The 14,188-nt window shown below is 60.2% G+C and carries 10 protein-coding genes and 1 pseudogene; 8 read left to right on the forward strand and 3 right to left on the reverse strand.

Annotated features, from left to right (window positions below):
• Window positions 1-107: 107 nt before the first annotated feature.
• The 5 genes from ABIA42_RS02645 (at window position 108) to ABIA42_RS02665 (ending at window position 5,848) form a co-directional block, all read left to right on the forward strand.
• Window positions 108-857: an SDR family NAD(P)-dependent oxidoreductase gene (locus ABIA42_RS02645; protein WP_011084957.1), complete on the forward strand. Its 750-nt coding sequence runs from the start codon at window positions 108-110 to the stop codon at window positions 855-857.
• 24 nt (window positions 858-881) lie between these two features.
• Window positions 882-1,733, forward strand: coding sequence for a transketolase (locus ABIA42_RS02650; RefSeq protein ID WP_011084958.1), 852 nt, complete (start codon window positions 882-884; stop codon window positions 1,731-1,733).
• On the forward strand, window positions 1,730-2,740 hold the full coding sequence (locus ABIA42_RS02655) for a transketolase family protein (protein WP_014497715.1): 1,011 nt from the start codon (window positions 1,730-1,732) through the stop codon (window positions 2,738-2,740). The genes ABIA42_RS02650 and ABIA42_RS02655 overlap by 4 nt, the downstream gene beginning before the upstream one ends.
• 193 nt (window positions 2,741-2,933) lie before the next feature.
• On the forward strand, window positions 2,934-3,959 hold the full coding sequence (locus ABIA42_RS02660; RefSeq protein ID WP_014497714.1) for a TRAP transporter substrate-binding protein: 1,026 nt from the start codon (window positions 2,934-2,936) through the stop codon (window positions 3,957-3,959).
• On the forward strand, window positions 3,956-5,848 hold the full coding sequence (locus ABIA42_RS02665) for a TRAP transporter large permease subunit (protein ID WP_011084961.1): 1,893 nt from the start codon (window positions 3,956-3,958) through the stop codon (window positions 5,846-5,848). The genes ABIA42_RS02660 and ABIA42_RS02665 overlap by 4 nt, the downstream gene beginning before the upstream one ends.
• A gap of 45 nt (window positions 5,849-5,893) precedes the next feature.
• On the opposite strand, the gene ABIA42_RS02670 is transcribed toward ABIA42_RS02665, so the two are convergent.
• Window positions 5,894-6,784, reverse strand: coding sequence for an SMP-30/gluconolactonase/LRE family protein (locus ABIA42_RS02670; RefSeq protein WP_011084962.1), 891 nt, complete (start codon window positions 6,782-6,784; stop codon window positions 5,894-5,896).
• Window positions 6,785-6,818: 34 nt separating this feature from the next.
• Complete coding sequence (locus ABIA42_RS02675) at window positions 6,819-7,295, reverse strand: hypothetical protein (RefSeq protein WP_202557216.1); 477 nt, start codon at window positions 7,293-7,295, stop codon at window positions 6,819-6,821.
• On the opposite strand from ABIA42_RS02675, the pseudogene mmsA reads away from it, so the two are divergent.
• Window positions 7,279-8,280, forward strand: a pseudogene (gene mmsA / locus ABIA42_RS02680) (CoA-acylating methylmalonate-semialdehyde dehydrogenase); the annotation flags it as partial. The gene ABIA42_RS02675 and the pseudogene mmsA sit on opposite strands and share 17 nt — an antisense overlap.
• 507 nt (window positions 8,281-8,787) lie before the next feature.
• Here mmsA and ABIA42_RS02685 read toward each other — a convergent pair.
• A complete protein-coding gene (locus tag ABIA42_RS02685) occupies window positions 8,788-10,764 on the reverse strand; it encodes a PAS domain-containing sensor histidine kinase (protein WP_225895010.1) in 1,977 nt (658 codons plus the stop codon).
• Window positions 10,765-10,992: 228 nt separating this feature from the next.
• Here ABIA42_RS02685 and ABIA42_RS02690 point away from each other — a divergent pair, with 228 nt between their 5' ends.
• Together ABIA42_RS02690 and ABIA42_RS02695 are read left to right on the forward strand one after the other, a co-directional pair.
• The gene (locus tag ABIA42_RS02690) at window positions 10,993-12,513 is read left to right on the forward strand and encodes an ATPase domain-containing protein (protein ID WP_011084967.1); all 1,521 of its coding nucleotides are present in this window, start codon (window positions 10,993-10,995) and stop codon (window positions 12,511-12,513) included.
• The gene (locus tag ABIA42_RS02695; RefSeq protein WP_014497707.1) at window positions 12,500-14,182 is read left to right on the forward strand and encodes an ATP-binding protein; all 1,683 of its coding nucleotides are present in this window, start codon (window positions 12,500-12,502) and stop codon (window positions 14,180-14,182) included. The genes ABIA42_RS02690 and ABIA42_RS02695 overlap by 14 nt, the downstream gene beginning before the upstream one ends.
• Window positions 14,183-14,188 lie beyond the last annotated feature (6 nt).

Here is a 14,188-nt window from a genome sequence, read left to right on the forward strand (position 1 = left end):
CCATAAGTGAACCAGATTCATCGATCCGTGACAACTGCGCGTTTGTCCGTTGGCGGTCGGCGGGTCATTCCTAAGCGCCAAGGAAGAACAATTTGCGGGAGGAACTGATGCTGCTCAGCGGTAAGACGGCCATCATTTCGGGCGCGGCCTCGCCGCGCGGGATCGGGCTTGCCACCGCCCGGCGGTTCGCCGCCGAGGGCGCTCGGGTCGCCATTCTGGATATTGACGCCGGCGCTGCGACGGATGCTGCGGCATCGCTCGGAAATTCCCATATCGGACTAGGGTGCGACGTCGCCGACAAATCGTCCTGCGAACAGGCGGTCGCCCGCGTGATCGAATCCTTTGGCGGCACCGATGTTTTGATCAACAATGCCGGCATCACCCAGCCGGTGAAGTTCCTGGAGATCTCGGCAGCCGATTGGGATCGCATTCAGGACGTCAATCTCAAGGGCATCCTGTTTCTCTCCCAGGCGGTGATCCCGCATATGCGCGGACGGAAAGCCGGATCGATTGCATGCATGTCGTCGGTCTCGGCCCAGCGCGGTGGTGGAATTTTTGGCGGCCCGCACTATTCGGCCGCGAAGGCCGGCGTACTTGGTCTCGCCAAGGCGATGGCCCGAGAGTTCGGCCCGGACGGCATTCGCGTCAATTGCGTCACGCCCGGCCTGATCGGCACCGATATCACCGCGGGCAAGCTGACCGACGAGATGAGGGCGAAGATCCTGGAAGGCATTCCGCTCAATCGTCTCGGTACGGCCGAAGACGTCGCCGGTATCTACACCTTCCTGGCCTCGGATCTCTCCGCCTACGTAACCGGCGCCGTGATCGACGTGAACGGCGGCATGCTCATCCACTGAGCCAGCGAGACAAGGGTCAGATCGATGGAAACCTCGACCAACGCGCTTACGAACACGCCCAAGCTGACGGACCGCGCCCACAATATTCGCCGCAATGCCCTGCGCATGGGCGAAGTTCAGGGCCAAGGCTATATCGCACAGGCGCTCGACATCTCTGACGTTCTCGCCGTCGCCTATTTCCATGCGATGCGCTACAGACCCGAAGATCCGTCCTGGGAGGAGCGAGACCGCTTTCTGCTCTCCAACGGGCATTATGCCATCGCGCTCTACGCGGCCTTGATCGAGGCGGGGATCGTCCCCGAGGAAGAACTCGAAACCTATGGCAGCGACGAGAGCCGCCTGCCGATGTCGGGCATGGCCTCCTACACACCGGGAATGGAAATGTCGGGCGGCTCGCTCGGGCTCGGACTCAGCATCGCCGTCGGCATGGGCCTGGGACTCAAACGCAAGAAATCCGGAGCGCGGGTATACACCTTATTTTCCGATGGCGAGCTTGACGAAGGCTCGGTCTGGGAGGCGATCCAGTCGGCAGGCCACTACAAGCTCGACAATCTGATCGGCATCGTCGACGTCAACAATCAGCAGGCGGACGGTCCTTCCACGCAGGTCATGGCGTTCGAGCCGCTGGTCGAGAAGCTTCAGGCCTTCGGCTGGTTCGTGCAGCGCGTCAACGGCAACGATCTCAATGCCGTGGTCGCCGCCTTCGACGCGGCCAAGTCCCATCCCGAACTCAAGCCGCGGATCATCGTCGCCGACACGCTGATGGGGAAGGGTGTTCCCTTCCTCGAGCAGCGCGAGAAGAGCCATTTCATCCGCGTCGAGCCGCACGAATGGCAGCTCGCGCTTGCCGCGCTGGAAGCCGGGAGGCAGGCATGAAGACCGTCAGATCAGCACCGCAGCCGGGCAAGCCGCGCCTGACCACCTCAGCGATGATCGCATCGATCGCAGCCGAGGGGCAGAAGACCAGACCGGGGCCGTTCGGACACGCGCTCGTCGAACTCGCGCGCCACCGCCCTGAGGTGGTCGGCATGACGGCCGATCTCGGCAAATACACCGACATGTACATCTTCGCAAAGGAGTTCCCGGACCGCTATTACCAGATGGGCATGGCCGAGCAGCTTCTGTTCGGCGCCGCCTCCGGCCTCGCTGCCGAAGGCTTCATGCCTTTCGCGACCACTTACGCGGTGTTCGCGTCTCGGCGGGCTTACGATTTCATTCACCAGACGATTGCGGAGGAAGACCGCAACGTGAAGATCGTTTGTGCTTTGCCCGGCCTGACCTCGGGCTACGGCCCGAGTCACCAGGCCGCAGAGGATCTCGCGCTATTTCGTGCCATGCCAAATATGACGGTCATCGATCCCTGCGATGCCCACGAGATCGAGCAGTTGGTGCCTGCCATCGCGGCGCATCAGGGGCCAGTCTACACCCGCCTGCTGCGCGGCCAGGTGCCGGTCGTTCTGGACGAGTACGACTACAAATTCGAGCTCGGCAAGGCCAAGCTGATCCGCGACGGGAAGGACGCCCTGGTCATCTCATCCGGCATCATGACCATGCGCGCGCTCGAAGCCGTACAGACCTTGAAAGACGACAGCATCGATATTGCGGTGCTGCATGTTCCAACCATCAAGCCGCTCGATACCGAGACGATCTTGCGTGAAGCCGGCAAGTCGGGCCGCCTGGTCGTCGTTGCCGAAAACCACACAACGATTGGCGGTCTCGGCGAGGCGGCTGCCGCGCTTCTGATGCGTTCCGGCGTCCATCCGCCCTTCCGCCAGATCGCATTGCCGGACGAGTTTCTTGACGCCGGCGCACTTCCGACCCTGCACGACCGCTACGGGATTTCCACCGCAGAGGTCGCACGGCAGATCAAGCGGTGGCTTTAGTGTACCGGCGCTAAGCGCCAACTTAGCCAAGCCCAGGTGAGGAGCTACGCCCGTCGCATGTTGCGGCGGCGAGTGATTGCTCCTGCCCAAATGCCGGTGGTCGAGAGCCGGCAAGCGAAGAACCCGGAAAGCTGCACGTCAGCCTGCGCTGATGCAACGGGCAGCAACGTCAATGAAGGACCAGGAGGAAAACATGACTGCATCGAAGCCCGGAAGCATCAGTCGCCGTTCGCTGTTGATGGCCGCCACCACCGTTCCTCTCTGCGGGATTCTCACCCGCCCGGCGTCTGCCGCCGAGTTCGTCTACAAGTTCGCGACCGGACAGGACCCAACGCATCCGGTGAATATCCGGGCGCAAGAGGCGATCGACCGTATCCGCGAAGCGACGAGCGGTCGGCTGGAGATCAGGCTATTTCCGGCCAACCAGCTCGGCTCCGACACCGAGCTTTTGACCCAAGTTCGCAGCGGCGGCGTCGAGTTCTTCAACCAATCGTCCTCGATTCTTGCCACCCTCGTACCTAGCGCAGGCATTGTGAACACCGGCTTCGCATTCGCCGACTACGACAGCGTATGGAAGGCGATGGACGGCGACCTCGGCACTTACATCCGGGCGCAAATCGCCAAGACGCCAATCATGGCGGTTTCGAAGGCCTGGGACAACGGCTTTCGTCAGGTGACCTCGTCGGGCCGCGAGGTCCGGACGCCGGATGATCTGAAGAATTTCCAGATCCGCGTTCCGCCCGCGCCGCTGCTCACCTCGCTCTTCAAGGCGCTCGGCGCCGGGCCGACGCCGATCAACTTCAACGAGGTCTATTCCGCGTTGCAGACCAAGGTCGTCGACGGCCAGGAGAATCCGTTGCCGATCATCGCGACCGCGCGTCTTTACGAAGTGCAGAGCACGTGTAGCCTCACCGGGCACGTCTGGGATGGCTACTGGATTCTGGGCAACAAGCGCGCCTTCGAGCGCCTGCCCAAGGATGTGCAGGAGATCGTGACGCGCGAGCTCGATCGCTCCGCGGTCGATCAGCGGGCAGACATCGCAAAGCTCAGCCAGTCCCTGCGCGCCGATCTGTCGACCAAAGGTCTCAAGTTCATCGACGTCGATCGTGCCGCTTTCCGCCAGGCGCTGTCTAAGACCAGCTTTTACGCCGACTGGAAGGGCAAGTTTGGCGAGGAGGCATGGTCTCACCTTGAAAAAGCCGCGGGCCAGCTATCATGACCAGCGTGAGCCATACGCCGCATGTGGATACCGGGCTCGCGGCCGGCAGATCTCAAGCGAATTCGCGCCGATGGGTGGTGACAGCGAACATGGTGCTTGGCCACGCTGTCGCAGTCCCGGCGGCCTTGCTCGTGCTGGCGGAGATCGTGGTGCTGTCCGCGGGCATCGTGGGCAGATACGTATTCCGCTCGCCGATCGTCTGGTCCGACGAGCTTGCCGGCATTCTCTTCCTCTGGCTCGCCATGCTCGGGTCTGTGATTGCGTTCCAGCGCGGCGAGCACATGCGGATGACCGCCATCGTCGGCGTGCTCAGTGCGGAGCTCCGCGCGTTCCTGGATGTCATAGCGGCCGCGGCGTCGCTGGCATTTCTCGTGCTCGTCGTTTGGCCGGCCTATGAATTCGCCGCCGACGAGGCCTTCGTCACCACTCCGGCGCTCGAGATCGTCAACACCTGGCGTGCGGCAGCGCTGCCGATCGGCATCGGGCTGATGCTGATCGCAGCCGTCCTCCGGCTCATCCGCATCGCGAGCCTGCGCAGCTTGCTGGCCTCCCTGGCGATCGTCGCAGGCATCATCGGAACGTTCATTCTGCTGGCGCCGGTCTTGAAGGCACTTGGCAATCTGAATCTTCTGATCTTCTTCGTTTTCGTGGTCGGCGCGATGGTCTTTGCGGCCGTGCCGATCGCGTTTGCATTTGGCCTCGCCACGGTCGGCTATCTCGCCCTGACAACCAGCACGCCCGACGTCGTGATGATCGGACGAATGGACGAGGGCATGAGCCACTTGATCCTGCTTGCCGTGCCTCTCTTCGTCTTTCTCGGCCTTCTGATCGAGATGACGGGCATGGCGCGCGCCATGGTCAGCTTCCTGGCAAGCCTTTTGGGCCACGTGCGTGGCGGACTGCACTACGTGCTGGTCGGGGCGATGTATCTGGTCTCAGGCATCTCCGGCTCCAAGGCGGCGGACATGGCTGCGGTGGCTCCAGTGCTGTTTCCCGAGATGCGGCAGCGTGGGGCCAAGCCCGGCGATCTCGTTGCGCTCCTGGCCGCGACGGGGGCGCAGACCGAGACGATTCCCCCGTCACTCGTTCTGATCACGATCGGCTCGGTGACCGGTGTGTCGATCTCGGCGCTGTTCACCGGCGGGTTGCTTCCGGGCGTGGTGCTCGCTATCATGCTCGCGGCCGTGGTGTGGTGGCGATACCGCCGCGAGGACCTGTCTCACGTCAAACGGGCGACGGGGCGGCAGATTGGCCGCGCCTTTGTGATCGCGATACCGGCCATCGCGCTGCCATTCGTGATCCGGACCGCCGTCGTCGAAGGCGTTGCGACGGCAACGGAGGTCTCGACCATCGGGATCCTGTACTCGGCCTGTGCGGGACTCTTCATCTATCGCCAGTTCGACTGGCGCCGCATCTATCCGATGCTGGTCGAGACGGCTTCGCTGTCGGGGGCGATCCTGCTCATCATCGGCGCGGCGACGGGCATGGCCTGGGCGCTGACCCAGTCGGGATTTTCTGCCTCTCTTGCAAAGTTCATGACCAGCCTTCCCGGCGGAGTACCTGTCTTCCTTGCCGTGACGATCGTGACCTTCGTGATCCTGGGCAGCGTTCTGGAAGGGATCCCGGCCATCGTCTTGTTCGGCCCGCTCCTGTTCCCGATCGCGCGGCAGGTCGGGGTGCACGATGTCCACTACGCGATGGTGGTCGTTCTCGCGATGGGCATCGGCCTGTTCGCGCCACCGTTCGGCGTCGGCTACTACGCGGCTTGCGCCATCAGCCGCATCAACCCGGACGAGGGCATGAAGCCGATCGTGGGCTACATGATCGCGCTTTTGATCGGCACGCTGATCGTCGCGGCCGTGCCCTGGCTATCGATCGGCTTCCTTTGACGCATCTGCGGGACGCCTTGCGGGACAAAACCGCGAGGCACCTCGTCAGGCGAACTTCGGCAGATGCAGCGGCAGGCCCTCGCAGGGCATATCGATCTCTTCGACTTGCCCCTTGCCGACTTCAGTCACGCGTAGCTTCTTGCCCTCGAGCGTGAAGGCACAATTCGTCGGCTGCGGCCCATCCAGGATCAGCCGGTCGACGACTTCACCCCGTCGGTCCAGCACCCTGACGTTCTTCTGGTTGTAGACCGTGCAATAGAGGCGGCCATCCGTGCCGAAGGCCATCCCGTCCGGACCTTTGAAATCGGGATTGGCATTCGGTTGCAGGACGTTGCCGAAGACCTCGCGTCTAGGCGAGGCTTCGCCGAGCACGTCATATCGGTAGATCTCGCCGGTGAAGGACGCGTTGGCATAGAGGTGATTGTCGGAGCCGAAAGCAATGCCGTTGGTGAAGCGGATCTTCCGATCGAGCACGCGTAGCACCTTCATGGCCGCCGGATCGATCTCATACACACGGCCGTCCCAATCAAGGTCCATATAGCCGTCGACGAAGGCCTGGCCGTTGATGAAATCTTCGGCCGCCATGCCGGAGTCGGTCAGGTAGAGCAGTCCGTTCGGGCCGAAGCAAAGATCGTTCGGAAATAGAAAGCGGTCCGTACCTTCGCCCTGCATGCGCCGGATCTCGTTTCCGCCGTCGTCGATGCAGATCAGCGCCCGGAGGCCTGCTTCCGCGATCCAGATCCGGCCGTGGCCATCAGTCGTCAACCCGTTCGGACGCCCGCCAGTCGTCCGGATCACCCTGCGATTGCCGCGAGAGTCAAGCCGTGTGATGCAAAGGGTCGACGCGGACATTTCGGTCACATACATCGATCCATCGGGCAGGCACACCGGCCCCTCCGGAGCTCCAATTCCGGTGGCAAACAGTCTCGACGCCATTTTTTCCTCCCGTTCTCCAGATTGCCGGCGCTCGTTACGAGATGACCAGGCCGCTGGCCGGATCGATCAGCACCACGCGATTGAGGTCGATGGCGAGGTTGATCCGCTCGCCATGGCTGCTGACGTCATGAGCCTGCAACTCCGCGACCGCATCGACGCCGCCGATCTTGATGGTGGTGAATGTACGGGTCCCCGTCGGCTGAATGAGGTCGACGACGGCCGAATAGGAGACCACCCCGTCGCGCGGAGGTCCGCCGCCAGCCCGGCTGAAGTGCTGGGGTCGAATGCCCACCAGAACTTCTTGGCCATCCGCACCTGTCCGCAATTTGGCTCTTGCATTCGGAAGCGTCAGCGCACCGCCGGACTGAAACACAACTGCGGCGCAGCCGCCGCTTGTCTTGAGGGTCGCCGGGACGAGGTTGATCGACGGAGACCCGAGGAAGCCGGCCACAAAGCCCGTACGAGGCTGCTCGAACAGTTCAAGCGGAGCCCCCTGCGGAAACACCTTCATCCTGAAGCCGTCGGAACGTGATCCATCCGCTTCGCTAATCATGGCGGAATGGCTGAAGGAAGCCGGCCTGCCGGATGGCGTCTTCAACGTGGTGCAGGGTGATAAGGAAGCCGTCGACGCGCTACTGCATCATCCGAACGTCTCGGCGGTCAGCTTCGTAGGGTCCACGCCCATTGCGCAGTACATCTATTCGACCGCCGCGAATACCGGAAAACGCTGTCAGGCTCTCGGCGGCGCCAAGAACCACATGATCGTGATGCCCGATGCCGACATGGATCAGGCGGTTGATGCACTGATGGGTGCCGCTTACGGCTCCGCCGGCGAACGCTGCATGGCGATTTCTGTTGCCGTACCGGTCGGCGAGGGGACCGCGGACAAGCTGATCTCAGCCTTGGAGCCGAAGGTTCGAGGCCTGAAGGTCGGGCCGGGTACCCATCCCGAGGCCGAGATGGGTCCTATTGTCACGAAGCAGCATCTGGACAAGGTCCGAAGCTACATCGATGCGGGCGTTGCGGACGGCGCGAAGTTGCTCGTCGACGGACGCAAATTCAAAATGCAGGGCTACGAAGACGGCTTCTTCCTGGGCGGGACTTTGTTCGATCACGTCAAGCCGAGCATGAAGATCTACAAGGAGGAGATCTTCGGGCCAGTGCTCTCGGTCGTGCGAGCACCGGATTATGCGACGGCCGCGCGGCTGATCAATGAGCACGAGTTCGGCAACGGGACATCGATCTTCACACGTGACGGCGATGCTGCTCGTGAATTTGCTCACCAGATCAAGGTCGGCATGGTCGGCATCAACGTTCCGATTCCGGTGCCGATGGCCTTCCACTCATTCGGTGGATGGAAAGCGTCGATCTTCGGCGATCATCACATGCATGGACCGGAAGGCGTCCGCTTCAACACGCGAATGAAGACAGTGACAAGCCGCTGGCCAACCGGAATACGGGCCGGTGCCGAATTCGTCATGCCGACCATGTCATGACGGCTGCCGGATACTGCTTTTGTCTGTTCTCCCAGACTGCGAGGGCCATCGGCCCTCGTTCTTTTCATAGGTCATTCTAACGGCCTCTGTCTTAGAGAAATGCTCGAGCATGCCGCAGACAGTTGTGTTCGGCCGTAGCTCGAATGGCGGGTTTTGGCGCCCAAGAAACTTAAAAATGCTTTATCTTTCATTTGGGATTGACTGACACTCTCTCCGTCATTGGCGCGATTTTGTACGCCTCCGCATTTCGACTGAGGTCGACCGCGGGCGCCGAAAAAGTTGGGGTGCGGCCACGCATACTCGGGCCACAGCGACATACGCCTTGCGGCGGCCGATCTTGTCCGAAAGACTGACGAACACGACATACAGAGGCACGGTGATGATAGTGGCGCCGATAAGCATGTAGTTCGCCGTCAGATTCTCGACGCGGAGCACTTTGGCCAACAAGAAGAGCGAATAGAATTGACCTGTGTACCGGATCACGGCCTGCGCTGGCGCGAATTCAATTCAGTATTGGTCAAGCCGGTCTAACATTTCGCGCACACGAAAAGCGAGTTTTGCCTGAGAGATCGGCTTCTCTAATAGCTCGACGCCCTCATCAAGGCGCCCTTGGTGGACCACGGCATTTCGCGAGTAACCTGTCATGTACAGGATCTTGATGCCTGGGCGGATCTGCTGTGCGCGCCGGCCCATCTCCCGTCCATTGATTCCCGGCATGACGACATCCGTCAGCACAAGATCAACCTTCGGCTCTTCCTGCAGAAGGATGGTCAAGGCAGCCTGGGCGCTGGATGCCACAACCACGCGATAATTTAAATCTCGCAGAAGCTCAGAAACATATGCACGCAGGTCCGTATCATCTTCGACGACGAGTATCGTCTCCAGTTTCTCACCTTCCGGGCGAAACTCGTCTGCATTACCCTCGGCGGGTCGAGCATCTCCATGGTAGCGGGGGAAATACATTCTGATGCTGGTACCTTGGCCGACTTCGCTGTAGATCTTCACGTGCCCACCCGACTGCTTTACGAAACCATAGACTTGGCTAAGTCCGAGGCCTGTCCCTTGCCCGAGCTCTTTCGTGGTAAAAAAAGGCTCGAAAGCATGATTGAGGACGTCCGCGGTCATCCCGGTCCCAGTGTCTGTTACGCAAACGATGACATAATGGCCCGGGGAGAGCTCAGGATTCACTCGGCAATAGTCCTCGTCAGCTAATACGTTCATAGCCTCGACCGTGAGTTTGCCGCCATCCGGCATCGCGTCGCGTGCGTTGATACCGAGATTGATAATGGCAGACTCGAGGTGGTTGGTATCAGCCTCGATCGACCAGAGACCCGCACTTCCGACGGTTTGAACTTCGATGCGTTCACCGAGGGTACGTTGCAGAAACTCCTGCAATCCATTCAGAAAAATATTCAGATTGATAGGCTGCGGATCCAGCGCTTGCCGACGGGAGAATGCGAGCAGGCGGCTAGTCAGTGCTGCGGCACGCTGCGCGCCCCGCTTGGCATTGGCGAGTGCCCGCTGAAGATTCGTGCTGTTAGTCAGGCCGCGGCTGTTCCGCTCCGCGGTCTCAAGGTTGCCAAGCACGATCATCAGGAGATTATTGAAGTCGTGCGCGATCCCGCCGCTGAGCTGGCCTACCGCTTCGAGCTTCTGAGAGGCGGCTAACTGCTGCTGAGTGCGCTGGAGTTCGTCCTGGGCCTGCTTTCGCTCGGTTACGTCACGCGTTACTTTTGCAAACCCAACCAATTCGCCGGCCTCGTCGGTGATGCGATCGATGACAACTGACGCCCAAAAGCGACTGCTGTCCTTTCGCACTCGCCAACCTTCAGCCTCGAAGCGTCCCAATTTGGCCGCTTCGGCGAGCGCCCGTTTCGGTACGCCAGTTTGAATATCTTCAGGCGTGTAGAAGCGACTGAAGTGCTGACCGATAATTTCATCCGGATCGTAGCCTTTGATGCGCTGTGCACCCGGATTCCAGGTGGTTATATTGCCGGCAGGATCCAGCTGAAAAATCGCATAATCGACAACAGCCTCGATCAATCGACGGTATCGTCGCTCGCTCTCCAGCAGATCGTTGTGGGCCTGCTGACGTTCTGTGATGTCGCGCGTGACCTTTGCAAAGCCGATCACCTGACCTTGCTCGTCGCGGATCGCATCCACGACGACTAACGCCCAAAAGCGGGTCCCGTCTTTGCGGACGCGCCACCCTTCGGAACTGAACCGGCCGGTCTCTGCCGCAATTTTCAACGCTGTTTGGGGAAGCTCTTTCGCGCGATCCTCGGGCGGATAAAACAATGAGAAGGACTTGCCGATGATCTCGTCCGCTGAGTAGCCCTTCAATCGCTCGGCACCGGAGTTCCAACTGCGCACGGTGCCATCTACATCGATCATGTAGATGGCGTAGTCCACGATGGAGTCGATGAGCAGTTGAAGCGGCCGCGCGTCGGCGACCCCGTCGAGCTTTGTTTGCAGTGTTTTCAACGGGTGGAGCGCTCCCAAACAGGTTCAACGTATTTGGATGCGGGATTGTTCCGTACACCGTGGCATTGTGCCCCTGTCGCCGTGGCCGGCCGAGCAATGCTTAAGACCACAGGATCGCAAGTGGTGAGTATCGCCGTCGAGGCTCCGGCTTGGCCGGGGAACCCTGCACGGGAGCAGAAGTTTCCATAAATCAAAGGCGGCTCCGCCTGCGGCGAAACGGGGGTTGATATGGATGAGGAAAAGCGGTTGCTCGACGGCTGTGAGCTCCCGAGGATTTCCACCGGAAATTTTGGTCTAGATGACATTCTCGGAGGCGGCTTTGATCCCGAGAGAATGCATCTGTTTGAAGGCCAACCCGGTTCAGGCAAGACAACCCTCGCTCTGGAATTTTTGCTGGAAGGAGTTCGCGTCGGCGAACCGACCCTCTACATCACGCTATCGGAGACTGAGCAAGAATTGCGTCTGGTCGCAAAGCGTCATGGGTGGTCGCTCAACGGCATTACAATCTTTGAATTGATCCCGCCTGAGACCACGCTGGATCCGAGCCAGGAACTCACGGTGCTGCATCCGGCCGAGATGGAGCTTAGCGAAACCACGCAGATGATCTTTGACCGGGTCGAGGCACTGGCGCCGGCGCGAATTGTACTCGATAGCCTGTCGGAGCTTCGCCTGCTGGCACAAAGCCCCCTTAGATACCGCCGTCAGATCCTCGCGTTGAAACACTTCTTTTCAGGTCGCAAGTCCACTGTGGTTTTGCTTGATGACCTTTCATCACAGCAGAACGATCTGCAATTGCATTCGATCGCCCATGGCGTTGTGCTTCTTGAACAGTTGGCAATCGATTACGGCGCGCAGCGGCGACGCCTTCGTGTCGTGAAGATGCGTGGTATCGAATTCAAGGGGGGATTTCACGACTTCACCATCCGGCATGGTGGTCTCATGGTTTACCCCCGACTTGTCGCAGCAGAACATCATAAGGAATTCGACAGCGACGTCGTCTTGAGCGGCAATCCGGAACTGGACACTCTTCTGGGCGGTGGCCTTGAGCGCGGAACGAATGTGCTCCTCATCGGTGCAGCGGGCGTTGGAAAATCATCGCTGGCGCTTACCTATGCGATCGCAGCCGCAGCCCGAAACGAACGCTCCGTGATTTTTGCCTTCGACGAAGGACGCGGCACTGTGAGTGCGCGAGCGAAGACGTTGGGACTTCCACTTCAAGACGGGCTCGATAAAGGCTTGATCGATTTTCAGCAAATCGACCCTGCTGAAATGGCGCCAGGCGAGTTTGCCGACGCGGTGCGGAGCAGCGTAGAACGTGCTGACGCGCGGGTAGTGATAATCGACAGCCTCAATGGCTATCTCAATGCGATGCCGGATGAGCGCTTTTTGATTCTTCAGATGCACGAGCTGCTGAGCTATCTCAGTCATCGCGGCGCCCTGACCATCCTCGTGCTGGCTCAGCATGGCCTCGTCGGACCGATGGATACGCCGCTGGACATTAGTTATCTCGCCGATGGCGTGCTGATGCTGCGTTATTTCGAGTTTGATGGCAGCGTGCGGCGCGCACTGTCCGTCGTGAAAAAGCGAAGCGGCAATCACGAACATACGATCCGAGAATTCAAACTGAGCCACCAAGGCATCACCGTCGGACCCCCGCTAAAGGGTTTCAGTGGCATTTTCGGCGGTACGCCGGTGTACAAGGGGGAGGAGGCACCTTTGATGCCTCGGGACACCGATGGTCCGGCCTGAAACGCCAAAAGGCGTGGTTTTGGTCCTGATGCCCATTGGACGGGACGCGGCAACTGTTGCCAAGTTGATCGAAAGGGCAGGCTTACGTCCCGTGGTCTGCAACACGCTTCAGGAAGTGATAGAGAATCTCGAGTGGGTCATCGAAGTCGTGGTTGTGGCGGAGGAGGCGCTCTACGGCAATAATGCCCGCGTTCTGGAGGACTGGGTGGGCCGTCAGCCACCGTGGTCCGATCAACCCTTTGTCGTACTGACCAACCGCAATGAAGGTGGCAAGTTTGCCGCGTTCAGGCGGGAGTTGGTCATTCGCCTGCGTAACGTGGGCTTTCTCGAGCGCCCCTTGCAGGCCATCACGCTTCAGGCCACGGTACTTTCCGCAGAGCGCGCTCGAAGACGACAGTATCAAACTCGTGCGTACCTTGAGGCGCAGCGCGGCGCCTCTGCCGAACTGGAGCGTTTGGTTGCGGAGAGAACGGCTGACCTTGAGCGGGCGAACAGTCAACTCCGGGAAGAAATTGCGGGTCGCGAGCGGGCCCAGGCAGCGTTGCTGCAGGCACAGAAAATCGAGGCGTTGGGCCAACTTGTCGGCGGGGTCGCGCACGATTTCAATAACCTGCTTATGGCTGTCATCGGCAACCTCGACCTGCTTTCGAAAAAACTAGGTGAAGATGCTCGACTTCACAGGCTCCTGGATGGCGCCATGGAGGGCGCCCGCCGTGGCGCCACTCTAACACAAAGGCTACTCGCTTTTGCGCGCAAGCAGGAACTGAAGGCGCAAGCTACAGACGTCCGAAGTCTTGTGGAAGACATGATAGGCCTCATAGATCGTTCGGTGGGTCCGATGGTTCGGATCGAGCTTCACGCCGAAGACAATATGCCGGTCGTCGACGTCGACCCGAACCAGCTCGAAATGGCTCTGCTCAATCTCGCCGTGAATGCCCGGGACGCTATGATTACTGGCGGCGTCCTCACGATCGGGCTGTCCGAGCAAATTGTCGACATCGACGATCAGCTTGGTGTCCAACCAGGCCGATACGTGGTGCTCTCGGTGCGAGATACTGGAGAAGGAATGGACGCACAAACGCTGGCCCGGGCCGTAGAACCTTTCTTCTCAACGAAGGGAGTCGGCAAGGGCACGGGTTTGGGTTTGTCCATGGTGTTCGGCCTGGCGCAACAATCCGGAGGTGCCCTGCGGCTCGAAAGCACCCCCTCAAGCGGGACAACCGCCAGACTTTGGCTTCCCGTTGCCAGTGAAACGTCGCCGCCTTCCGGACGCGCGCCGAACATCGTTACCCAAGCCTCGGCGCCAGCGAAGATTCTTTTTGTAGACGACGATCTTCTGATCGCCGGCAGTACTGTCGATCTGCTGGAAGACCTGGGACATCAGGTGATTGAAGCGCATTCCGCCATTGAGGCGTTGCGGCTTCTTGAAAGTGGCTTAGCTGCTGATCTTTTAATAACCGACCACGCGATGCCAGGAATGACAGGAATCGAATTGGCCCGAGAAGTGCGCCGCCAATATCCTCGACTTCCGATCTTGCTTGCGACGGGGTTCGCTGAACTGGAAGGAAGCGAAGTGGTAGACGTCGCACGTCTCGCGAAACCTTACACGCAAGCTCAACTTGCGACGGAGATCGCGCACCTCCTGCCGAATGGAAGGGATGGCTTCTAATGCCGC

It is taken from the genome of Bradyrhizobium sp. USDA 327, from assembly GCF_041262065.1.
In the GTDB taxonomy this organism is placed as follows: Bacteria; Pseudomonadota; Alphaproteobacteria; order Rhizobiales; family Xanthobacteraceae; genus Bradyrhizobium; species Bradyrhizobium liaoningense.